The following is a 24,318-nucleotide window of genomic DNA, read 5'->3' on the forward strand; positions in this document are numbered from 1 at the left end:
GGAACGCCGTGTGAGGTGAAAGTCTCACGTACGGTGTGGAGTGGGGGAAAACCTGGAGATAGCACCAAAGGGTTACCTATCACTATATGGAATTACGAGTACAGCTGTTTTAAAAGAAGCCATTGAGATGATTGGGGGAGACGTTAATTACTATATTCCTAATCGTTTTACTGATGGTTATGGGCCTAATACAGCCATTTTTGAAAAATTAATTTCAGAAGGAACGGAATTAATTCTGACATGTGATAATGGTGTGTCCGGACATGAGGCAATTTCCAGAGCTAATGAACTAGGAATTGATGTCATTGTAACCGATCACCATGAATTACAAAGTACATTACCTGATGCTTATGCCATTATTCACCCTAAGCATCCAAAAGGACACTATCCTTTTAAAGATTTAGCAGGTGTAGGTGTAGCCTTCAAATTAGCTACTGCTCTGCTAGGTGAGATACCTTTAGAAATGCTTGATTTAGTAGCGATTGGAACGGTTGCTGATTTAGTTAGCTTAACTGGTGAGAATCGTGCATTAGTAAAACAGGGTTTGGTAATTTTAAAAGAATCACAAAGAATGGGCTTAATGGCTTTATGTAAAGTTGCTAGTATTAAACAAAATGAAGCAGATGAAGAAACAATAGGGTTTATATTGGCACCTAGACTGAATGCTGTCGGACGATTAGGGGATGCTGCTCCAGCTGTCGAGTTATTAACAACTTTTGATGACGAAGAGGCTGTAAAGTTAGCAGAAATGGTGAATAAAAAAAATAGCGAAAGACAAGCTATCGTAACTGAAATAACGGCTGAGGCTTTGAAAATGATTGATTTAGAAGATTCAAATCAAGGTATTTATGTTTTAGCAAAAAAAGGATGGCATGAAGGTGTATTAGGAATCGTAGCGAGTAAAGTAGTCGCTAAAACTGGGAAGCCAGCTATTATTCTTACTATTGATCAAGAAAAAGGATACGCAAAAGGTTCAGGTAGAAGCATTGCTGCCTATCACTTATATAAAGGATTAGAAGATACCGATTATTTGATAACAAAATTTGGTGGACATCAAATGGCTGCCGGATTAACTCTACCAATTGAAAATATAACGGCAATGAGAACGGAGCTAAATGCATTTTTACAACAAAAAATAGGTACCGATAAACTAGAAGAAACTTTTTTTGTTGATGAAAAGTTGCATATTGAAGAGGTAACTGTAAAAGCGATTGAAGAATTACAAAAAATGGCCCCATTTGGTACAGATAATCCAAAACCAACCTTTCTTTTCGAACAAGTACAAGTTCAAGAAATTAAAAGAATTGGAAGTGAAAAAACTCATTTGAAATTAAAGTTATTCGAAGGCAGTTCAGCCTTAGATGTTATCGGATTTCATTTAGGAGAGTTGGCAGAAAATATTGGAGCACAAGCACAAGTGTCTGTTATTGGTAAATTAACTATTAATGAGTGGAATGGGTTGCGTAAGCCTCAATTGATGTTAGATGATTTGATAGTCAAAGGCACACAACTGTTTGATCTCAGAAGCACTAAAATAGCAACGAGCATCTGGCAATTACCCATGGCTGACTATATTTTTTTCAACGAGAAAAATTACAAAGAATACCAAGGAAATGTGCCAGAAAATGCTTGTTCTTATTTAATAACAAACCTAAAAGATAGTGAACAGCTGACTATGAGATCAAGTAAATTGGTTTTAGTTGATTGCCCCGATCAATTAGATCTATTAAGTGAGCTACTAAAAAATAGCCAGCCGTCTAATATTTATGTCAGTTTCTTTAATCAAGAAAGCGTTTATTTAGAAGGAATGCCAAGTCGAACGCAATTTTCACAAGTCTTTAAATATATTGCAACGCATAAAAATATTGATATTAGGCATAAAATTAAACTGTTATCCGGGCATTTAAAATTAAAGGAAAATACAGTAATTTTTATAATCAACGTGTTTTTTGAAGCTGATTTTGTTACAATACAAGATGGTATTATGAATAGTGTACCAAATGTAAAAAAAATAGAATTAACAGAGACAAAAGTTTACCAAAAACGACTGGGGAAATTTGCAGCAGAAGAAGCCCTTATCTACAGCCGCTTTGCAGAACTTGAAAGTTGGATTAAAAGTCAGTTAAATAAAGAATGACAGAATTGAAATGGAGGAAAAATGAAATGGATTTAAAAAATTATATAGCTGATGTACCTGATTTTCCAGAAGAGGGAATTATTTTCCGTGATATCTCTCCTTTAATGGCTGATGGTGAAGCTTACCGATTTGCGACAAATGAAATTGTGAAATATGCAAAAGATAAAGGTGTAGATATGATTGTAGGACCTGAAGCTCGAGGATTCATTGTAGGGTGTCCGGTAGCTTATGAGTTAGGAATAGGTTTTGCTCCTGCTCGAAAAAAAGGTAAACTGCCTCGTGAAACGATAGAAGTTAGCTACGGTTTAGAGTATGGAAATGATATTTTACAAATTCACAAAGATGCTATTAAGCCTGGCCAAAAAGTGCTTGTTTGTGATGACTTACTAGCTACAGGTGGAACCATTGCAGCAACGATTAAATTAATTGAGCAATTAGGTGGAGAAGTTGTTGGAACAGCTTTCTTAGTTGAGTTAAGTGAGTTAAAAGGCCGTAATAAAATCGAAGGTTATGATATTTTAGCGTTAATGGAATATTAACGCTAGGAAGTAAAGGTATGTTTGAATAGTTTAAAAATGAAATAAATAGTATTATTTATAGCAATACCGACCTGAAACATTAGACGGTCAGTCTAATGTTTCAGGTCGGTATCTTTTTTTTATAAATAAAAACTTAGCGTATTACACGATAAGTTTTGTCTATCAAAATAATAGCCTATTTTAACTTTAAACTAGTTAAGAAATATGACTACGATATAAGCTAACAACTTTACCAAGAATGGTAACTTCGTCTAATAAAATATCGTTCATTGAATCATTTTCCGGCTGAAGACGATAATAATTGTCTTCACGGTAAAATCTTTTACAGGTAGCTTCGTCTTCACTTGTTAGGGCGATAACAATATCTCCATTATTTGCACTAGATTGTTTGCGAATGATTACTTCGTCACCGTCAAAGATACCCGCATTGATCATGCTTTCTCCTCGGATAGTTAACATAAACAATGTGTCACTCTCTTGTCTTAGATTAGGAGGCAATGGAAAATAATCAGAAGCCTCTTCAACAGCTAAGATAGGCTCACCTGCAGCTACTGTTCCCAATAAGGGGATTTTTTCCAATTGAATTCCCAATTTTGTTAGTCCAGTAGAAGTTAATTCAATTGCACGTGGCTTACTAGGATCTCTTTGGATAAAACCGTTCTTTTCAAGTCTAGATAAATGTCCATGTACAGTTGATGTAGAAGACAATGAAACAGCCGTTCCAATTTCACGAACCGTTGGCGGATAACCTTTTAACTTTACCTGGTCATGAATGTATTGCAAAACTTCAATTTGTCTTGATTCTGGTGTTTTGCGCATAACTAAATACACCTCAATTCTTTTATTGTTTCTTATCTAGAATAACACAAATAATTGACTGAATCAAACAAATGTTCGCTAAGATAAACCGATTTTAATGCATAAAATGAAGTTTTTTGGTATAGTATTTAAATACTAAGAATTATGAGGTGAATTAAATGATATCTAAAGAACGAATAGAGCGAATCAATGTTTTAGCAAAAAAAGCTAAAAATGAAGGACTAAGCCTATCCGAGCAGTCAGAACAAAAGAAGCTAAGAGAAGCCTATTTAGCAGCCTTTAGAGGGGGCATGCGTAATCATATTGAAGGATTAAAAGTTGTTGATGAAAAGGGTACAGATGTAACACCAGACAAACTAAAACAAATTCAAAAAGAAAAAGGTTTACATGGTCGTTAACTTTAAAGAACCCATAAAAAACTTAATTTTTTAAAATAACGTTCAGACGTTGATTTGAACACTAAAAAACAGTAAAATAAGAGTAACACAATTGAGAGGATGATTTAATTGTTTGACAATACAGACCAATTAGCAATTAATACGATTAGAACACTTAGCATGGATGGAGTTCAAAAAGCCAACTCTGGACACCCAGGATTACCAATGGGAGCAGCACCAATGGCTTATACACTTTGGGCAAAACATTTGAAAGTAAACCCTAAAAATTCAAAATGGGTAGATCGTGATCGTTTCGTTCTTTCTGCAGGACATGGCTCTATTATGCTTTATAGTTTATTGCACCTTGCGGGTTACGATGTTTCAATCGATGATTTGAAAAATTTTCGTCAATGGAATAGTAAAACTCCAGGACACCCGGAAGTACACTTCACAGATGGTGTAGAAGCAACAACAGGCCCCTTAGGCCAAGGAATAGCAAATGCAGTAGGAATGGCAATGGCAGAAACACATTTAGCAGCAACGTATAATAAAGAAGATTTAGCAATTGTCGACCATTACACATACGCATTGTGCGGAGACGGTGATTTAATGGAAGGGGTTTCATCTGAAGCTGCTAGTTTAGCTGGTCATTTAAAACTAGATAAATTAATTATGTTATATGATTCAAATGATATTTCTTTAGATGGACCAACATCAAAAGCATTTACTGAAAATGTAGGACAACGATTTGAAGCTTATAATTGGCAACATATCTTAGTAAAAGATGGCAACGATATCGAAGAAATTAGTGCTGCAATTTCAGCTGCTAAAGCTGAAACAACAAAACCAACTCTTATCGAAGTAAAAACAATTATTGGTTTTGGTGCACCGAATGAAGGAACACATAAAGTTCATGGTGCTCCACTTGGCCCTGAAGGCATTGAAGCTGCTAAAAAAGCTTACGGATGGGAAGGAAAAGACTTCTTTGTCCCAGAAGAAGTAAGCGACCGCTTTGAAAAAGATATGGTTAAAAAAGGTGCGCATTCAGAAAAAGAGTGGAATGCATTATTTAGTGATTACCGTAAGGCTTATCCTGAATTAGCTGAGCAATTTGAACAAGCTATGAACAATGAACTTCCAAAAAATTGGGACAGCGAGTTGCCAAGTTTTTCAGAAGGAGATTCCGCTTTAGCATCACGAGTAACGAGCAGTCAAGTACTAAACGCTATTTCTAAGACGGTTCCTGCTTTCTGGGGTGGTTCTGCAGATTTATCTTCTTCAAATAACACAATGGTAGCTGGTGAAAAAGACTTCCAACCTGGTCAATATGAAGGAAGAAATATTTGGTACGGTGTACGTGAATTTGCTATGACAGCTGCAGCAAATGGAATTGCCCTGCATGGCGGTTCAAAAACTTATGTAGGAACATTCTTTGTCTTTACAGATTATTTGAGAGCAGCCATTCGTTTAGCAGCTATTTCTAATTTACCTGTAACCTATGTATTTACACATGATTCTGTTGCAGTCGGAGAAGACGGACCAACCCACGAACCTGTTGAGCATCTATCAAGCTTACGCGGTATGCATAACTTGACTGTCTTGCGTCCAGCTGATGGAAATGAAGTTGTTGCTGCATGGAAGATTGCTATGACTTCAACAGATCATCCAACGATGCTAGTATTATCTCGTCAAAATTTACCTGTTCTACCAAGAACAAGCGAATTAGCAAAAGAGTCTGTTGTTAAAGGTGCTTATGTCCTTTCACCACAAGATGGAGAAATTCCAGAGGGGATTTTAATTGCGACTGGGTCTGAAGTTGCATTAGCAATGGACGCACAAAAAGCTCTTAAAGCAGCTGGAAAAGATGTTTCCGTTGTTTCTATGCCAAGTTTTGATTTATTCGAAAAACAAGATGCTGCTTATAAAGAATCTGTTTTACCAACGGCTGTTCGTAAACGTGTATCTATTGAGATGGGTTCAAGTTTCGGCTGGGAACGTTATGTAGGATTAGATGGGGCAATGATTGCGATTGATAAATATGGTGCGAGTGCACCTGGTGATACAGTCATTAAAGAGTACGGATTTACAGTAGAAAATATTGTTGAAAAATACACTACTCTATAAAATTAAACCCTTAATTTTTGACTATGTAAATTGATTTTTTCGTCAATTTACATAGTTTTTCTATTGAAAGCCGTTTGCCTATTTATTTTTAGTCTAAACTCTAGTACAATTAGTCAGTGAGAAAGTTTGAAAGGAGTGAATATAAATGAATACAGGTTTAGCAATTCTCTTAATAGTTGTTGCGTTAGTGGCTGGTTTAGCTGGTGGATTCTTCTTATCAAAAAAATATATGATGGATTATTTCAAAAAAAACCCACCTATTAATGAAGACACATTGCGTATGTTAATGATGCAAATGGGCCAAAAACCGTCTGAAAAGAAAATCAGACAAATGATGGCTTCTATGAAAGTTCAAACAGAAAAACAAAATAAGAAAAAATAAGTAGTACATTAATCTACTCTTATAGTTAAATTATGCGAGCAGGATTTTTCTGTTTGCATTTTTTTATTACTATTCGCTAAAAAAAGGCAGGTGAATCAATTAATGGATGTTTATAAAAAATTAAGTTGGTTTTTTAAACAAGAAAAAAAAGCTTACCTTACAGGGGTTAGTTTTTTAATATTCGTTGCTTTTCTACAATTATTGCCTCCTAAAATTTTAGGGACAGTTATTGATTTGATTAGGCAAGGGACATTGACTAAAGCTGCATTAATAAAGTGGCTGGTTATTCTATTTGTCACAGCGATTACTCAATACATCTTTAGATATATATGGCGAATGAACATATGGGGAACTTCTGCCAAACTTGAGAGGATTTTACGAAAACGATTATTTGATCACTTTACAGCAATGGATGCAAGTTTTTTCCAGAAGTATCGTGTTGGAGATTTAATGGCCCATGCTACAAATGATTTAAATGCTATTCGAAATGTTGCGGGCGGCGGGATATTAACATTTGTTGATTCGATTATAACAGGTAGTATAACGATTATTGCTATGATGATAGTAGTTGACTGGCGTTTAACTTTGATTGCTTTGTTGCCCTTGCCATTTTTGGGAGTAGCTTCTCGTGTATTGGGCTCAAAACTTCACGAACGTTTCCGCAAGGCTCAAGCAGCCTTTTCACATATGAACGACAAAACTCAAGAAAGTATTATGGGTATGAAAGTCATCAAAACATTTGGTCAAGAAGAAGAAAATAGCGAAGAATTTAAAAGTAAAACAGCACAAGTTGTTAGTGAGAATAGAAAAGTATATAAAATTGATTCTCTTTTCGATCCAGTTATGACACTAATTATTGGTGTTTCTTACATTCTAACAATTACACTAGGTGGGTATATGGTTATGACAACTATTATTACTATTGGTGATTTTGTAACGTTTATTAACTATATCGCTATGCTTGTTTGGCCAATGTTTGCTATTGGGCGTTTATTTAACATCTTAGAACGAGGCAGTGCAAGTTACGATCGTATCGAAAAAATTTTAAAAGAAGAAACAAAAATTATTGAAGATTCTCAAGCACTTGATACAGCAATCACAGGTGATATTGATTATAGTATTGAACGATTTTGTTATCCTAAAACAACGACTATGGTGTTAAATAATGTCCATTTTAAGTTGGAAAAAGGTCAAACTCTAGGTGTAGTGGGTAAAACTGGTTCAGGTAAGACAACTCTCTTCAAACTACTTTTAAGAGAGTATGATCGCTATAAAGGAAAGATAACTTACGGAAATCAAGACATTAGAGACTATTCACTAGATGCCTTATTGCAACATATTGGTTATGTTCCTCAAGACCAATTTCTATTTTCAACAACAATAAAAGAAAACATTCGCTTTGCGAGTCAGGACTACGACCAGTCGATGATTGAACATGTTGCAAAGTTGACGGCTATTCATGAAGATATTCTACAGATGGAAGATGGATACGATACCCTAGTTGGTGAGCGTGGCGTGTCTTTATCTGGAGGGCAAAAACAGCGATTGGCAATTGCAAGAGCATTGATTATTAATCCAGAATTATTAATTTTAGATGATGCTCTTTCAGCTGTTGATGCTAAAACAGAAGAATCAATTTTATCTGATTTGAAAAAAGAAAGATCAAAACAAACAACCATTATTGCTGCTCATCGAATTAGTAGTGTTATGCATGCCGATGAGATTATTGTTATGGACAATGGAGAAATTTCAGAACGAGGCACCCATAGTGAATTACTAGCGATTAATGGCTGGTATAAAGAGATGCACGACAAGCAACAACTTGAAAGAAACACTAAAGGAGGGACAGACTAGTGGAGCAAAAATCAAATTGGTCGCAGTCCATACCACTTAAACAGCAAATAAAAATTATCAAGCGTATTTTTTCTTTTGGATCTCCTTTTAAAAAGAAATTTTTTATTGGAATATTTTTTGGTATATTGCTTTCTGTAACAAATGTTGTCTTACCTAGAATTATTCAAATCTTTATAGATGACTATTTAACAGCAGAAAGAGCAACAATTCAGATTATTGCTCTGTTTGCCTTAGCGTATTTTGGTGTGACGATTATCAAAATTATTGTTTGGTATTTAAATCTCTATTTATTTAACTTAGCTTCTGAACAAACAGTTGAAAATATTCGAAATAAAGTTTTTGAAAAATTGCAAACTTTAGGAATGAGATTTTACGATCAAACACCGGCTGGTTCTATTGTTACTCGAGTGACAAATGATACTGAAACCATTAAAGAATTTTGGGAAGTTTTTTTAACTGTTTTGCAAGGAATATTCGGTGTGCTAGCTTCATTTATAGCAATGGCTTTATTAGATATACAATTAACGCTGTGGATTACGTTATTTATTCCCATATTATTGATTGTTATTTGGTATTACCAAAAATATAGTTCAGCTATTTATCGAAGTATGCGCGAGAAACTGAGTGTATTAAATACAAAATTAGCTGAGACAATTTCAGGAATGAGTATTGTTCAACAATTTCGCCAAGAAAAAAGAGTGCAAAAAGAATTCGACGAAACAAATACATCTTATTTCACTTCTCGTTATGCTATGGTTAAAGCTAATGCACTTTTACTTGGTCCAGTTATTAACTTACTAGATGCATTAGCTTTAGTAGTTGTTTTAGGATATTTTGGATACGATGCGTTAAATGGAGCAGTAGGAGTTGGTATTATTTATGCTTTTACTTCATATGTACAAAATTTCTTCAAACCAATGGTAAGAATGATGGACAGTTTGAGTATTTTCCAAGACGGAGTTGTTTCTAGTAATAGAGTTTTGACTATTTTAGACAACCAAGAATTAACCCCTCAACAAGATACGGATAGTCATGCAACAATTAAAGAAGGTAAAATTGAATTTAAAGGAGTTAGTTTTTCTTATGATGGAAAAACCAACGTTTTGAACAATATCAGTTTTGTAGCTTATCCTGGAGAAACAGTTGCACTTGTAGGCCATACTGGGAGCGGTAAGAGTTCGATTATTAATGTTATGATGCGTTTTTATGAGTTTTTTGAAGGGGAGATTTTAATTGATGATATTTCTATTAAAAAGTATCCAATAGAAGAACTAAGAAGCAAGATGGGATTAGTCTTACAAGATTCTTTCCTATTCTATGGAACAATTAAAGACAATATCCGTTTGAAAAACACATCGATTACTGATCGACAAATAGAAGCAGCAGCGCAATTCGTTCAAGCGGATTCTTTTATTGAAGAACTACCAGATCAATATGATTCACGAGTTATTGAAAGAGGAGCAAGTTATTCTAGTGGACAAAAACAATTAATTTCGTTTGCAAGCACTATTGTCACTGATCCAAAAATCTTAATCCTTGATGAAGCAACTGCAAATATTGATACTCAAACAGAGGCATTAATCCAAGAAGGTCTTGAAAAAATGAGAAAAGGACGAACGACATTAGCTATTGCCCATCGTCTTTCAACTATTCGTGATGCGAATATGATTCTTGTAATGGATCACGGTGAAATTATCGAGCGAGGCAATCATGATGATCTTGTTAGTCAAAAAGGCTCTTATTATGAAATGTATCACCTTCAAAATAGTGGCGTAGTAAATTAAAAAACGGTTCTTCTTATTTTGATAAGAAGAACCGTTTTTTAATTTATGAGGTTATTTTGTATTCATAAGAAGGATCAATCTCATGATCCAACTGGTCAAAAGCTTGTTGAATTTCTACTTCAATCTCTTTTAATCTTTCTTTTGTTAATCTAGTCGTTTTATCGACTAGAATTGGATCTCCAAAACGAACGGTTACTCTTTTTCGTTTCAAAAGGTCTTTGAATGTTAATGGTCCTTGATAAACGGCGGGTATAATTGGAACACCGCTTAATTTTGCAATGGTTGCTGCTCCACCTTTTAATTCTGAAGAATGTCTTGTACCAGTTGGGAAGATAACTAAATTCATTTTACCTTCTTTCAAAATTTTAACAGGCGTTTTTATTGCACTTGGTCCTGGATTTTTGCGATCGACTGGAAAAGCATTAGCGTGTCGAATGACCCAAGACAAAATAGGGTTTTTAAACAATTCTTTTTTTGCCATAAATGCAAATTCTTTTGGCTTAGCAGCTATCGCGAGATAAACCGGATCAATCCAAGTTCGATGAGGAGCGACTAATACAAATGAGCCTTTTGTAGGCAATTTTTCTCTATTTTGATAATGTGCGTTACCATTTAAAACTAATAATAAAAAACTAATAAAATTGCGTAATGCTCTAAAAAACAATCAATCTCAACCTTTCATAATAAAAAAACTATTCTACTGTAATAATGATATAATTATGTACGAGATAGTCTCTTTTAGCAAGCTTTTTTAGAAGCTAAAGGATGAAAATGTTGATAAAAAATTCTTTTTTTATCAAACTTCTTTTGGAATAGACAAGATTCTCTATCTTAAAAATGAAATAGTTTTCTTTTTGTTTGAGAATGACGTACAATGAAGAGATAGAAAAATTCGAGATGAAAATAGATAAAACGTATGAAAGTAGGGGAACATTGAATGAAATGGAGTATTCCAGAACGAATTATTGATCAAGGAAGAAAATATGTTGCTGATAAACGAGTTCTTTCAATTAATTCAAACTTCGAAAAAAAAGTTTGGAATGCCGAAGTCATAGGAGAAGAAAGATACAGAATTGAACTGGATGGGACAACTAAAGAAGAAGATTTCTGTGAATGCGTGTATTGGAAAGAACATGGTTACTGTAAACATACCGTAGCTGTTGAACTGGAACTACGAGATAGAGGAATCAGTCGTATAATGACAAAGGAAAATGCTAAAGAAGTTGCTACAGATTCACCTAGTCCGGGTCAGGAATTAACGGAATCTTTCACACGTATTTTTTTGAATGAACATAGGGAATCTCTTTCTACTTCAGGAAAAGAGCGCGTATTAGAACTAGAATATAAAATTGAAATGAAACCTCTAAGCACTGCGCTTGTTCGTACAAAAAAAGAAGTTCTTGCACTTAGCATTCGTATTGGAGTAGAAAAATTATACATTATTAAGGATTTACCGGCATTTTTTGAAAGTTACGTGGCACAAAGTGTGTTTGAACTCAAATCCAATCAACTGATTGATTTTAAACAAGTTCATTTAACCGAAGAAGACAAAGAAATTATGAATTTTCTTCAAAAACAATTTCATTCGAATCAATTAATAGTTGGTAATCAAAAAGAACCAGTTCTTTTAACTAATAATAAAAGGTATTTAATTTTAACGCCTGTCTTAGCAGAGATAACGCTGCAGATGTTACAAGAAAGTGGCAACCTCCAATTTATAAATGGGAAGGACAAATATAAAAAAGTCATCTTTATAGAGAATCAGTTGCCAATTTCTTTTGAATTATTTCAAAAGAATAAATCAATTACCCTGGATATCTTGAATTTAGTGGATTTTTATTTAGAAGAGTATCAATGGTTTATTTCTTCTAATGTTATTTTCCAGCCTTCTAAAGAACAACTGCGAGCTAGTAAGCCCTTGAGCAGTTTTCTAGAACGTCATGATGGGAATGATATTGAAATTAAACCTGAAGATATGCCTGATTTTACAGCTTATGTAATGCCGATACTGACTAAAATAGGTGAAGTAAGTGTTGATGAAGAACTTAAAAATTCTTTTATCCAAGAACCATTGAAAACAACAATTTATTTTAAATACGATAAAGATACAGTTCATGCAACGGTTGAATTTAACTACAAGCAAATGGTTTTATCTACAAATAGTGAAGAAAATCATCTGCCAGATCTTGGCGTGCAAATTATTCGTGACAGTCAACAAGAAATGAATGTATTGAATCGATTAAAAGAATTCGATTATCACCGGACTGAAAAAACATATGCAAAAAGAATGGTGAGAGATGATGATTTTTATGCATTATTTACTAAAGAAATTCCAACCTTAGAGCTAGACGCAACCGTTTATGTGGATGATTTATTGGATAGCATGTTTTTAGATCAAATTGATCCAGAAACGAATATCGATGTTCAAAATGATGGTTCGCTATTAGATATTCGTTTTGATATTGGGGGCATTACGCCTGAAGAAATTGATAGCGTGCTTAAAAGTTTAATTGAAAAAAAATCGTTTCATAAATTAGAAAACGGAACATTAATTGATTTAGAAACAGAAAACTTCAGACAAATTAGTGATGTTCTTACTGAATTGCGTGTATCGAAAAGTTTCCAAAATGGCAAAATCAGTTTGCCTAGTTACCGTGGACTAGAATTACACGAAAAATTTGGCTTAGAAGAAAAGAATAAGCAACAACTGTCCAGAAAATTTCAAAATTTGATAGAAGATCTTAATTTTCCTGATCAATTCGAAGCCGACTTGCCAAAAAATCTTCATGCTGATTTAAGACCTTATCAAGTAGTTGGATTTAAGTGGCTTAAGATGCTTTCAAAATATGGCTTTGGGGGTATTCTTGCTGATGATATGGGGTTAGGGAAAACAATTCAAGTAATTACCTATATTTTATCTGAAATCCAAGAGAAAAAAGAAAACAATCCTTTTCTCATTGTTGCGCCAGCCTCACTGATTTATAACTGGAATCATGAGTTAATAAAATTTGCTCCTTCAATTGAGAATTTTGTTGTAGCAGGTACCGCTGAGGAAAGAATGGCTATCATTCAATCTGCAAAAAGCAATCAAGTTTTAATTACTTCTTATCCAAGTTTTAGACAAGATGCAGATGTTTATAAAAAACAAGAGTTTAGTTTACTTGTACTCGATGAGTCACAAATGGTGAAAAATTATCATACAAAAACAGCTCAAGCATTGAGAGGTTTAAATATTAAAAAAAGATTTGCCTTAAGTGGAACACCGATAGAGAATAAAATAGAAGAGTTATGGGCTGTTTTCCAACTGATTATGCCCGGGTTTTTCCCGTCTGTTAAACAGTTTAAAACACTGCCTTATGAGCAGGTCTCTAAAATGATTCGCCCATTTGTACTACGAAGACTTAAAAAAGACGTCTTGAAGGAATTGCCAGATAAAATTGAAACCAATCTTTATAGTTCAATGACAAAAGAGCAAAAAACAGTCTATCTTGCTTATTTGCAAAGGATACAAGAGAGTGTTCAGAAAATGTCAGGTGATGATTTCAGAAAGAACAGAATTGAAATATTGTCAGGCCTAACTAGATTGCGTCAAATTTGTTGTGATCCTCGTTTATTCTTAGACGATTATCAAGGAGAATCAGGTAAATTAGAGCAATTGAAAGAATTGTTGCAAACAGCAAAAGAAAGCAAAAAACGTGTATTAATTTTTTCTCAATTCACTTCAATGTTATCAATCATTGAAAGAGAGCTTGCTGAAGAAGGAATTGATACTTTCTACTTAAGCGGTCAAACAAAACCTAAAGATCGACTAGAAATGGTCAATCGTTTTAATGATGGAGAAAAAGAAATATTCCTTATTTCGCTAAAAGCTGGTGGAACGGGATTAAACTTAACAGGAGCAGATACTGTTATCTTGTACGATTTATGGTGGAACCCTGCTGTGGAAGAACAAGCAGCTGGTCGTGCTCATCGTTTAGGCCAAAAGAAAGTTGTTGAAGTCTGGCGTTTGATTGCAGAAGGAACAATTGAAGAAAAAATAAATTCTATGCAACAAGAGAAAAAAGCACTATTTGATCAAGTCATTACTTCAGAAGGCAAAGAACAACAATCTTTAACTCAATTAACAGAAGCAGATATTCGCGAAATATTAAGCATTGGAAATTAAAGACTCAATCAATGAAAAGAGGAACTATTAGGCAGGTGTTTTATGAGGAAAGTTATTATCCATATTGATGAACAAGAAAAATGGTCGCTTTTATTAAGTAACGTAAAGAACTTAAAAAAAGAAGACGTTCAATTTGAAATAGAAGTCGTTGTTAATGGTCCAGCGATAAAAGGGTATTTAGATCCAGAAATTGTAGAAAAAGTAGAATTATTTATGCAACAAGCTATTTTATTTGTTGCCTGCAATCATTCTATGGAAAGTCAAAGAATCAAGAAAGAACAATTAAATCCAGCAATCAAAATTGTTCCTTCAGGAATCTTAGAAGTAATTGACCAGCAATTAGCTGGTGCAGCATATGTTAAACCTTAAGAGTGATTAACTTAATCAAGAGAAAAGGACTATTTCATTCATTTCTCTTGATTTATTCAATAATAAATCGTATAATAATAAGCGGTGTTAAAACACCAACTAATTTCACACCCCAGCGGATGTAAAGGACGGTGCTTGAGTAATCAAGTCTCCTTACAGTTGAACTTGGGGGAGGAAAAAATAAAACCAATGGAGGAAACAAATCATGGCAGTAATCTCAATGAAACAATTGCTCGAAGCAGGCGTACACTTTGGTCACCAGACACGTCGTTGGAACCCAAAAATGAAACGTTTTATCTTTACAGAAAGAAACGGTATCTACATTATCGACTTACAGAAAACAGTTAAGTTAGCTGATGCAGCATACACATACATGAAAGAAGTATCTGAAAATGGCGGAATCGCTTTATTCGTAGGTACTAAAAAACAAGCACAAGAAGCAATTAAAGAAGAAGCAATCCGTTCAGGACAATTCTACGTAAACCACCGTTGGTTAGGTGGAACATTAACTAACTGGGATACAATCCAAAAACGTATTAAACGTCTAAAAGAAATCAATAAAATGGAAGAAGATGGAACTTTTGAAGTCCTTCCTAAAAAAGAAGTTGGGATCTTGCTAAAACAACGTGATCGTTTAGAAAAATTCTTAGGCGGAATCCAAGATATGCCTAGAATTCCAGATGTTATGTTTGTTGTAGACCCACGTAAAGAGCGTATTGCAATTCAAGAAGCTCATAAATTAAATATTCCTATCGTAGCAATGGTTGATACAAACTGTGATCCTGATGAGATTGATGTTATTATCCCATCAAACGATGACGCAATTCGTGCTGTTAAATTGATTACTTCAAAAATGGCTGACGCTATGATTGAAGGAAATCAAGGAGAAGACGAAGTTGTAGAAGAAACGTTTACACCTGAAGCACCTGTAGCTGCCGAAACTGCATCAATTGAAGAAATCGTTGAAGTTGTTGAAGGCAATAACGCTGAATAATTAAATAATACCCAGCTGTCTCGAGCAAAAGGAGAAGTGAGAAGCGACTTTACACGAAGCGGCATCATTTCAAATTTAGCGGAGACAGCTTTTTTTATGAAGTAAAACAAAATTACTAGGAGGAATAGTATAATGGTACAAGTAACAGCTAAGTTAGTAAAAGAATTACGCGATATGACAGGCGTAGGCATGATGGATTCAAAAAAGGCATTAGTTGCTGTTGACGGAGACATCGATGCTGCGGTTGATTATTTAAGAGAAACAGGTATGGCTAAAGCAGCTAAAAAAGCTGACCGTATCGCTGCTGAAGGTTTAGCAGGAGTATATGTTGATGGCAATATTGGTTCAATTACTGAAATCAACTCTGAAACAGACTTTGTTTCAAAAAATGAGCAATTTCAAAAATTAGTTAAGGATGTTACTGAAGCAGTTGCAAAAGGCAATCCTGCAACTGTTGAAGAAGCTAAAACGCTTAAAGCAGGTAACGGAACAGTTGAAACTGAGATTCTTGCAGGAACAACTAAAATCGGAGAGAAGATTGAATTACGCCGTTTTTCACGTGTTGAGAAAACAGATGCAGACGTATTTGGAGCTTATACACATATGGGTGGCCGTATCGCTGTTTTGACTGTTATAGAAGGATCAAATGATGAAGAATTAGCACGTGATATTGCTATGCACATTGCTGCAATCAATCCTAAATATGTTTCTCGCGAACAAGTATCTCAAGAAGAAATTGATCATGAAACTAAAGTATTAACTGAGCAAGCTTTAAATGAAGGCAAACCTGCTAATATCGTTGAGAAAATGATTGTTGGACGCTTGAATAAGTATTTAGCTGAAATCTGTTTAGTAGATCAACCTTTCGTTAAAGATCAAGATATGACTGTTGGCAAATACCTTGCTTCTAAAGGCGCAACGGTTAAATCATTTGTTCGTTTTGAAGTTGGAGAAGGTATCCAGAAACGTGAAGAAAACTTCGCAGAAGAAGTTATGAATCAAGTAAACAAATAACAGACAAAAAGGAGCACATTTCGTGATGTGTTCCCTTTTTTTATCTTATTTCGCTATTTTACATAATAGGCGAAAGCCCGTTTATTAATAAAAATATATTTAGTTAGTATTAAAGATTATAAATGAAGTTTTTGAAAAAATATGGTAAACTTGATGAAGTGCGTAAGAGTCAATGGAGGGAAAAAAATGATTGAACCGAAATACAAACGTATTATTTTAAAAGTTAGTGGAGAAGCCTTAGCTGGAGATACAGGATTTGGTATTCAACCGCCAGTTATCAACAATATATGTAAAGAAATAAAAGAAGTAAAAGAATTAGGAATTGAAATCGCGATTGTTGTTGGTGGTGGTAATATCTGGCGTGGACAAGTCGGTTCTGAAATGGGTATGGAAAGAGCCCAAGCTGATTACATGGGGATGTTAGCAACGGTCATGAATGCTCTAGCATTACAAGATTGTTTAGAAAATGTTGGAGTGCCAACGAGAGTTCAAACATCTATCGAAATGCGACAAATTGCTGAACCATACATTCGTCGTAAAGCAGAAAGACATTTAGAAAAAGGTCGTGTTGTTATATTTGCAGGTGGCACTGGGAATCCTTATTTCTCTACAGATACTACAGCCGCTTTGCGTGCAGCTGAGATTGGCGCCGATGTGATATTAATGGCGAAAAATAATGTTGATGGTGTTTATTCAGCAGATCCTAAATTAGATAGTTCAGCGATTAAATACGAAGAATTAACTCATTTAGACATTATAAATAAAGGTCTACAAGTTATGGATACAACGGCAAGTTCGTTAAGTATGGATAACGATATTCCATTAGTCGTCTTTAATCTTAACGAACCTGGAAACATTAAACGTGTTGTTTTAGGTGAAACGATTGGTACTACTGTCAGGGGGAAAAAATAATGAGTACAGAATTATTGAAAGAAACAAAAGAAAAAATGGTTAAAGCAGAACAAGCTTTCCAAAGAGAATTAGGAAGCATTCGAGCAGGACGTGCAAATCCTTCATTGTTAGATCGCATCCAAATTATTTATTATGGTGCTCCAACACCTTTGAACCAAATTGCACAGATATCTATTCCAGAAGCACGGGTGCTAATGATAACACCATTTGACAAGACAGCACTTAAAGATATCGAAAAAGCTCTTATGCAAAGTGATATTGGAATCAACCCAAACAATGACGGCAATGTTATTCGTTTAGTTATTCCTCAATTAACAGAAGATAGACGTAAAGAGCTAGCTAAACAAGTAGGTAAAGAAGCAGAAAACTCAAAAGTCTCTGTTCGTAATATTAGACGAGAATCAATTGATGAATTAAAAAAAGCAGAAAAAAATAAAGAATTAACATCTGACGACGTTCATTCTTATGAAGAAGATATTCAAAAGTTAACAGATGAAAGTATTAAAAATGTTGACGCGATTGCTTCTGAAAAAGAAAAAGAATTGTTAGACGTTTAATTTATAGACAGTAAGTAAAACACCTCATCGACCTTGTTGAAGGTCAATGAGGTGTTTTACTTTTTGTTCTTATTTAGTCGTTGTGTCTGTCTCTTCTTCTTTTAAAAAGAAATTAGTTACTCTTGCTGCTACGTAAGATACTAAAAAACTGACGACCATTCGTTTAATTATTTTTTTCATAGCAATCATCCCCTTACTTTTATCTATATAAAGTATACCATTATTTTTTTTAAAAAAATAATAGTACGATTTCTTGATTTTAAAAGCTTACTAGTGATAACTAGTTTTTCTTTTTCTGTTTGACTATCTAGAAATCTCTTAAGATATTTATTTATTATAGGCATTCATAGTAGATTTTGATACAATGGTATCAGTCAGTTAACGGATTGGAGAAACTCAAATGATAAATTTTTTTAAAAAAAAGAAACAAGAAGCAGAAAAAAAAAATGAAATCCACCCTTTTGATAAACTAGACGAGATACCTGCTCATGTTGCAATCATTATGGATGGGAATGGACGTTGGGCTCAAAAAAAATTATTGCCCAGAATTGCCGGACACAAAGAAGGTATGAATACAGTTAAAAAAATCACAAAAAGATCTAGCCAAATAGGTATCAAAGTTTTGACTCTATATGCTTTTTCAACTGAAAATTGGCGAAGACCTGATCCAGAAGTGAATTTTTTAATGCAATTACCAGTAGATTTTTTTGACGCATTTGTGCCGGATTTGATTAAAGAAAATATCAAAGTTCAAGTCATCGGATTTACAGATCAATTGCCAGCACATACACAAAAAGCAGTAATGCAAGCTATTGAAGATACAAAAAATAATACAGGTATGATACTTAACTTTGCCTTAAATTATGGGAGTCGCAGTGAAATGATTGAAGCGACTAAACAAATAGCAAAAATGGTGAAAGATAACAGATTAGATAGTGAAGAAATAGATGAAACCATTTTTGAATCACACTTAATGACAGCTTCATTAGGAGACTATCAAGAAGTCGACTTTATGATTCGAACAAGTGGAGAAGAGAGAATGAGCAATTTTCTGCTTTGGCAAAACGCTTATAGTGAATTTTACTTTACAAAAGAGCTTTGGCCAGATTTCAATGAGCAGTCGTTAGAAAATGCCGTTAGCGTTTATCAAAAAAGACACAGACGTTTTGGTGCATTATAATAGCTAGGAGGAAAAATAAGTGAAACAAAGACTCATCACAGCCATACTTTCTTTAATCGTTTTCGTACCAATTGTTTATATGGGCTCGGTTATTTTAACAACAGCTGTATCTTTATTAGGTTTAATTGCTTTATTTGAATTATTTAGAATGAGAAAACAATCTTTATTGTCCATAGAAGGATTAATAGCTGGTAGTGCTTTATTACTAATTATCATTCCTTCAAATCAAGGTGTATTAGGTACAGCCTACTCATCAAGTATGTTATTCTATATTTGTGCATTATTGCTACTAATCTCAACAGTATTTTCGAAAAACACATTTAATTTTGATGATGCTGCTATGTCAATACTGGGGTCTATTTACATTGGATACGGCTTTAAGTACTTTCTGTTGATCCGTTTTGAAGGGTTAAGACTATTGCTATTGGCCTTATTTATTGTTTGGGCAACAGATGTTGGGGCTTATTTAGTTGGCCGTAAGTTCGGTAAAAATAAGCTTGCTCCGCATATTAGTCCTAATAAAACGATTGAAGGATCATTAGGAGGAATTTTCTGTGCGCTTGTTATTTCGACAGGCTATTATTTTAGTTATCCAGCTGATTTTTCATTTGGCATGACAGCTTTACTAGCTAGCTTAATTTCTGTTTCTGGTCAACTAGGGGACTTAGTCGAATCAGCTTTAAAACGCCATTATGATGTAAAAGATTCTGGGAAAATATTGCCAGGTCATGGTGGAATTCTTGACCGATTTGATAGTATTTTATTTGCAATGCCAGTATTGTATTTACTGACGTTAGTTTAATTCATGAAAGGGTGTGAAAAAGTTAGTATCTTTTACTGATAGTAACTTTAGTATCATGAAAAAAATTTGTTTATTAGGTGCTACTGGATCAGTAGGGTCTAGTACCATTGAAGTGGTTCGATCTTACCCAGATTTATTCAAAATAGAGGCTTTTTCTTTTTATGAAAATGAGACAAAAGGAAGAAAATTGATTGAACTATTAAAACCTAAAGCAGTAGCAGTCAAGTCAAAAGAACTGGCTGTCCGATTGAAGTTAGATTATCCTGCTGTTCAATTTACATATGGTATAGAGGGATTATCGGAACTAGTTGTTAGGGATAAAGTGGAAACAGTTGTCACGGCAGTAATGGGCAGTATTGGCTTGTTGCCAACATTAGCGGCTATCAAAGCAGGAAAAGACATTGCGCTTGCCAATAAAGAAACGCTTGTCATGGCTGGTGATTTAGTTATGCAAGAAGCTGCTAAAAATAACGTTAGAATTTTCCCTCTAGATAGTGAGCATTCAGCAATATTTCAATGTTTACAAGGTGAAAATAGTAGCGCTATTAGTCAATTGCTTATTACAGCATCAGGTGGAAGCTTTCGTGATTATTCTAGAGCAGACTTACGTGATGTCAGCGTTTCAGATGCGTTAAATCACCCAAATTGGTCAATGGGAAAAAAAATAACCGTTGATTCAGCTTCTATGATGAATAAAGGCTTAGAAGTAATTGAAGCTAAGTGGTTATTTGATATGGATTATGATAAAATAAAAGTTCTTTTACACCGTGAGAGTATTGTGCATTCTATGGTACAATTTGTCGACGGAACGATTAAAGCTCAATTAGGGGCTAGTGATATGCGAGAACCCATCCAATATGCGCTAGGTTTTCCAACTCGAATGCCAGTTAAAAAACCTGTTTTTTTTGATTTAGCTACCATTGGACAATTGAGATTCGAAGAAATGGATTTTGAACGATTCCCTCTATTACAACTAGCTTTTGATGTTGGGAGAATAGGTGGAACAGCTCCAACAGTTATGAATGCAGCAAATGAAGTTGCTGTAAATGCATTTATTGAAGGTAAGGTATCGTTTTTAGAGATTGAAAAACTTGTTTGTAAAGCGGTAAATCGAGAAAAAGAAGTACAAAAACCAGACCTGACTATTCTTTTGGAAGTCGATAAAGAGACCAGAGAAAAAGTTATGAGTTGGATTTAAGGGAGAGATAAAATGATTACTACAATTATTACCTTTATTCTTGTTTTTAGTGTACTAGTCATTTTCCATGAATTTGGACATTACTACTTTGCAAAAAAAGCAGGAATACTAGTTAGAGAATTTGCAATCGGTTTTGGACCGAAGATTTTTTCGTATCGTAAAAATGAAACGACGTTTACGATACGGATTTTACCAATTGGTGGCTATGTTAGAATGGCTGGCTATGAGGAAGAAACAGACATCAAACCAGGGATGTCTGTTGGGATTTTGTTAGATGGAAATGATCAAGTTACAACGATTAATACCTATAAGAAAAAACAATTACTTGAAGTTGTTCCTATTCAAGTTAGCGCAATTGATTTAGAAAAGGATCTGTACGTAGAAGGTTACCTTTCTGGTGATGATACTAAGTTAGTTCGCTATTCGGTCAAACGTGATGCGTTGTTAATTGAAGAAGACGGGACAGAAGTACAAATCGCCCCACTCGATGTGCAATTCCAAGCAGCTAGTTTGCCTCAGAGAATGATGACAAACTTTGCAGGCCCAATGAATAATATTATTCTAGCTATTATTACGTTTACTCTGATGGCTTTCTTACAGGGTGGCGTAATTAGCGATGAAAATAAATTAGGATCAATCTTAGAAGGAACTCCGGCTTATGAAGCTGGCTTAGTAAAAGGGGATCAAGTCCTTGCAATTGATGGCAATAAAATGACTAGTTGGACTGAGATAGTAAAAGTCATCCAAAAAAGTCCGGAAAAATCCTTAACGTTTACTTTGAAATCAGTAGATGGATCTGAAAAGCAACGAACTGTTATTCCTGAAGCTACAAAAGGAAATGATGATTCAGAAATCGGAATCATAGGAGTAAACGCGCCTGTTGATACTTCCTTCACTGCTAAACTGTTTTTTGGTTTCACTTATACTTGGACTGTTATTGTTCAGATATTAGCTGCATTAGGCTCTATTTTCACTAAAGGATTTTCTATTGATATGTTTGGCGGACCTGTAGCTATTTATGCAACAACTGAAGCTGTTGTTAAAACAGGATACATCGGCGTATTAAATTGGATGGGAATTTTAAGTATCAACTTAGGAATTATTAATCTATTACCAGTACCGGCTTTAGATGGTGGTAAATTATTGTTAAATGCTGTTGAAGGAGTCAGAGGGAAACCTTTGAGTCAAGAAAAAGAAGGAATCATCACTTTAATCGGAGTTGGACTATTAGTTTTATTAATGGTCTTAGTCACATGGAATGATATTCAAACATACTTTTTAAAATAACTAACCACAAAACAGTCAACTACCAAAGGAGATAAACAGTCATGAGACAATCAAAATTATTCGTGCCAACCTTGCGTGAAACCCCTAACGATGCAGAAGTATTAAGTCATCAACTATTATTGAGAGCAGGATACATTAGACAATTATCTAGTGGAGTATACAGCTATCTTCCTTTGGCTAATAAAGTTTTAGAAAAAATAAAAACGATTATCCGAGAAGAATTTGAAAAAATTGATGCAGTTGAGATGTTAATGCCCTCATTATTGCCTCGTGAATTATGGGAAGAGTCAGGACGTTACGAGACATACGGTGAGGATTTAATGAAGTTAACAGATCGCCATGGTCGAGATTATCTGTTAGGGCCAACACATGAAGAAGCCTTTACAACTTTAATTCGTGATGAAATCAATTCATATAAAAGACTTCCTTTGTCATTATATCAAATACAAACTAAATTCCGTGATGAAAAGAGACCACGTTCTGGTTTATTAAGAAGTCGTGAATTTTTAATGAAAGATGCTTATTCATTTCACGATAGCTATGAAAGCTTAGATAAGACTTATTCAGATTTTGAGGAAGCTTACACACGTATTTTTGAACGTTGTGGACTAGATTTTAGAAATATTATTGGCGATGCAGGAGCAATGGGTGGAAGTGATTCTAAAGAGTTCACAGCTATCTCTGATGCTGGTGAAGACGTTATTGCGTACTCTGATTCAAGTAACTATTCAGCTAACTTAGAAATGGCAACAAGTTTCTATATGCATAAAAAATCAACTCAAGTTGAAAAAGAGTTAGAAAAAGTAGCAACACCGAATTGCAAAACAGTTGAGGAAGTAGCGGCTTTCTTAAAAGTAGAATCGAGCGATGTTATGAAGAGTTTATTATTTATAGCTGATGGTGAACCTGTTCTAGCAGTTGTTCGTGGCGACCACGAAGTAAACGATGTTAAGCTTAAAAACTTTTTGAATGTTGATTATTTAGAAATGGCAACAGATGAAGAAGCTACGCACTTTTTAGGTGTTAATTTTGGTTCTATTGGACCAGTCAATGTTAAAGAGGGAATCAAAGTTTTAGCAGATTTATACGTACAAGATATGGTGAATGTTGTTGCAGGAGCAAACGAAGAAAACCATCATTTCATGAATGTTAACCCTGTTCGTGATGCTAAAATTGAGAAGTTTGTAGATTTACGCTTTGTTAAAGAAGGAGAATTATCTCCTGATGGACAAGGAGTATTGAAATTTTCAAAAGGGATAGAAATTGGACATATTTTCAAATTAGGAACCCGTTATAGTGAGTCAATGGGTGCAACCGTGTTAGACAACAATGGCCGTTCCATTCCGGTTATTATGGGGTGTTATGGTATTGGTGTTAGTCGCTTATTATCTGCCATTGCTGAACAGAAAAGTGATGAAAAAGGCTTGATTTGGCCTAGACAATTAGCTCCATATGAGCTTCATTTGATACCAGTTAATGTGAAATCAGAAGATCAAATGAATTTAGCAGAAGAATTATATACTTCTTTAAATCAAGCTGGGTTTTCCGTTTTATTAGATGATCGTGCAGAACGTGTAGGAGTAAAATTTGCTGATTCTGATTTAATCGGTCTACCAATTCGCATAACAGTCGGTAAAAAAGCTGCTGAGGATATAGTAGAAATCAAAATTCGTAAAACTGGCGAAACGATTGAAGTTAGAAAAGATGAAATGATTTCAACAATGGCAATTTTGCTGAATCCTGAAAATAACTAAAGGAAAAATAACAAAGGAAGCCTACACAAGTATAGATTTTACTTGTCTGTGCTTCCTTTGTTATTTCCTT

20 protein-coding genes are annotated in these 24,318 nt (G+C 34.5%); 18 read left to right on the forward strand and 2 right to left on the reverse strand.

What is annotated here, in order from left to right; genetic code table 11:
- Window positions 1-40: 40 nt before the first annotated feature.
- Together recJ and ACMHYH_RS04855 are read left to right on the forward strand one after the other, a co-directional pair.
- Window positions 41-2,137 carry a single-stranded-DNA-specific exonuclease RecJ gene (recJ, locus tag ACMHYH_RS04850; protein ID WP_414840202.1) on the forward strand — a complete coding sequence of 699 codons (2,097 nt, stop codon included), beginning with the start codon at window positions 41-43 and terminating at the stop codon, window positions 2,135-2,137.
- A 26-nt stretch (window positions 2,138-2,163) separates the two neighbouring features.
- A complete protein-coding gene (locus ACMHYH_RS04855; protein WP_414840203.1) occupies window positions 2,164-2,676 on the forward strand; it encodes an adenine phosphoribosyltransferase in 513 nt (170 codons plus the stop codon).
- 195 nt (window positions 2,677-2,871) lie between these two features.
- On the opposite strand, the gene lexA is transcribed toward ACMHYH_RS04855, so the two are convergent.
- Window positions 2,872-3,495, reverse strand: coding sequence for a transcriptional repressor LexA (lexA, locus tag ACMHYH_RS04860; protein ID WP_414840204.1), 624 nt, complete (start codon window positions 3,493-3,495; stop codon window positions 2,872-2,874).
- Window positions 3,496-3,653: 158 nt separating this feature from the next.
- On the opposite strand from lexA, the gene ACMHYH_RS04865 reads away from it, so the two are divergent.
- The 5 genes from ACMHYH_RS04865 to ACMHYH_RS04885 all read left to right on the forward strand — a co-directional run bounded on the left by ACMHYH_RS04865 (window position 3,654) and on the right by ACMHYH_RS04885 (window position 10,016).
- Entirely contained in the window at window positions 3,654-3,893 is a 240-nt protein-coding gene (locus ACMHYH_RS04865) for a DUF896 family protein (protein WP_414840205.1), read from the forward strand.
- 108 nt (window positions 3,894-4,001) lie between these two features.
- Window positions 4,002-5,996, forward strand: a complete 1,995-nt coding sequence (gene tkt, locus ACMHYH_RS04870; protein ID WP_414840206.1) for a transketolase — start codon at window positions 4,002-4,004, stop codon at window positions 5,994-5,996.
- Between the two features lie 145 nt (window positions 5,997-6,141).
- Window positions 6,142-6,378: a YneF family protein gene (locus ACMHYH_RS04875; RefSeq protein WP_414840207.1), complete on the forward strand. Its 237-nt coding sequence runs from the start codon at window positions 6,142-6,144 to the stop codon at window positions 6,376-6,378.
- Between the two features lie 102 nt (window positions 6,379-6,480).
- Complete coding sequence (locus ACMHYH_RS04880) at window positions 6,481-8,232, forward strand: ABC transporter ATP-binding protein (protein WP_414840350.1); 1,752 nt, start codon at window positions 6,481-6,483, stop codon at window positions 8,230-8,232.
- A complete protein-coding gene (locus ACMHYH_RS04885; RefSeq protein WP_414840208.1) occupies window positions 8,232-10,016 on the forward strand; it encodes an ABC transporter ATP-binding protein in 1,785 nt (594 codons plus the stop codon). Before ACMHYH_RS04880 ends, ACMHYH_RS04885 begins: the two co-directional genes overlap by 1 nt.
- A gap of 43 nt (window positions 10,017-10,059) precedes the next feature.
- Here ACMHYH_RS04885 and ACMHYH_RS04890 read toward each other — a convergent pair whose 3' ends face one another.
- On the reverse strand, window positions 10,060-10,680 hold the full coding sequence (locus tag ACMHYH_RS04890) for a lysophospholipid acyltransferase family protein (protein WP_414840209.1): 621 nt from the start codon (window positions 10,678-10,680) through the stop codon (window positions 10,060-10,062).
- Window positions 10,681-10,953: 273 nt separating this feature from the next.
- On the opposite strand from ACMHYH_RS04890, the gene ACMHYH_RS04895 reads away from it, so the two are divergent.
- From ACMHYH_RS04895 to ACMHYH_RS04945, 11 genes are all read left to right on the forward strand, one after another.
- The gene (locus ACMHYH_RS04895) at window positions 10,954-14,181 is read left to right on the forward strand and encodes an SNF2 helicase associated domain-containing protein (protein WP_414840210.1); all 3,228 of its coding nucleotides are present in this window, start codon (window positions 10,954-10,956) and stop codon (window positions 14,179-14,181) included.
- A 42-nt stretch (window positions 14,182-14,223) separates the two neighbouring features.
- Complete coding sequence (locus ACMHYH_RS04900) at window positions 14,224-14,550, forward strand: sulfur reduction protein DsrE (RefSeq protein WP_414840211.1); 327 nt, start codon at window positions 14,224-14,226, stop codon at window positions 14,548-14,550.
- 205 nt (window positions 14,551-14,755) lie between these two features.
- Window positions 14,756-15,544 carry a 30S ribosomal protein S2 gene (gene rpsB, locus ACMHYH_RS04905; protein WP_414840212.1) on the forward strand — a complete coding sequence of 263 codons (789 nt, stop codon included), beginning with the start codon at window positions 14,756-14,758 and terminating at the stop codon, window positions 15,542-15,544.
- Window positions 15,545-15,676: 132 nt separating this feature from the next.
- Complete coding sequence (gene tsf, locus ACMHYH_RS04910) at window positions 15,677-16,558, forward strand: translation elongation factor Ts (protein ID WP_414840213.1); 882 nt, start codon at window positions 15,677-15,679, stop codon at window positions 16,556-16,558.
- Window positions 16,559-16,744: 186 nt separating this feature from the next.
- A complete protein-coding gene (gene pyrH / locus ACMHYH_RS04915) occupies window positions 16,745-17,470 on the forward strand; it encodes a UMP kinase (RefSeq protein ID WP_414840214.1) in 726 nt (241 codons plus the stop codon).
- Entirely contained in the window at window positions 17,470-18,027 is a 558-nt protein-coding gene (frr, locus tag ACMHYH_RS04920) for a ribosome recycling factor (protein ID WP_414840215.1), read from the forward strand. The genes pyrH and frr overlap by 1 nt, the downstream gene beginning before the upstream one ends.
- Before the next feature lie 400 nt (window positions 18,028-18,427).
- Window positions 18,428-19,207, forward strand: coding sequence for an isoprenyl transferase (locus tag ACMHYH_RS04925; RefSeq protein ID WP_414840216.1), 780 nt, complete (start codon window positions 18,428-18,430; stop codon window positions 19,205-19,207).
- Between the two features lie 19 nt (window positions 19,208-19,226).
- Complete coding sequence (locus ACMHYH_RS04930; RefSeq protein ID WP_414840217.1) at window positions 19,227-20,009, forward strand: phosphatidate cytidylyltransferase; 783 nt, start codon at window positions 19,227-19,229, stop codon at window positions 20,007-20,009.
- Window positions 20,010-20,064: 55 nt separating this feature from the next.
- Window positions 20,065-21,207, forward strand: coding sequence for a 1-deoxy-D-xylulose-5-phosphate reductoisomerase (locus tag ACMHYH_RS04935; protein WP_414840218.1), 1,143 nt, complete (start codon window positions 20,065-20,067; stop codon window positions 21,205-21,207).
- Between the two features lie 12 nt (window positions 21,208-21,219).
- Window positions 21,220-22,494, forward strand: a complete 1,275-nt coding sequence (gene rseP, locus ACMHYH_RS04940; RefSeq protein WP_414840219.1) for an RIP metalloprotease RseP — start codon at window positions 21,220-21,222, stop codon at window positions 22,492-22,494.
- Between the two features lie 41 nt (window positions 22,495-22,535).
- Complete coding sequence (locus ACMHYH_RS04945; RefSeq protein WP_414840220.1) at window positions 22,536-24,248, forward strand: proline--tRNA ligase; 1,713 nt, start codon at window positions 22,536-22,538, stop codon at window positions 24,246-24,248.
- The last annotated feature ends 70 nt before the right edge of the window (window positions 24,249-24,318 follow it).

Source organism: Carnobacterium sp. TMP28 (assembly GCF_047553015.1).
Classification (GTDB): Bacteria; Bacillota; Bacilli; order Lactobacillales; family Carnobacteriaceae; genus Carnobacterium_A.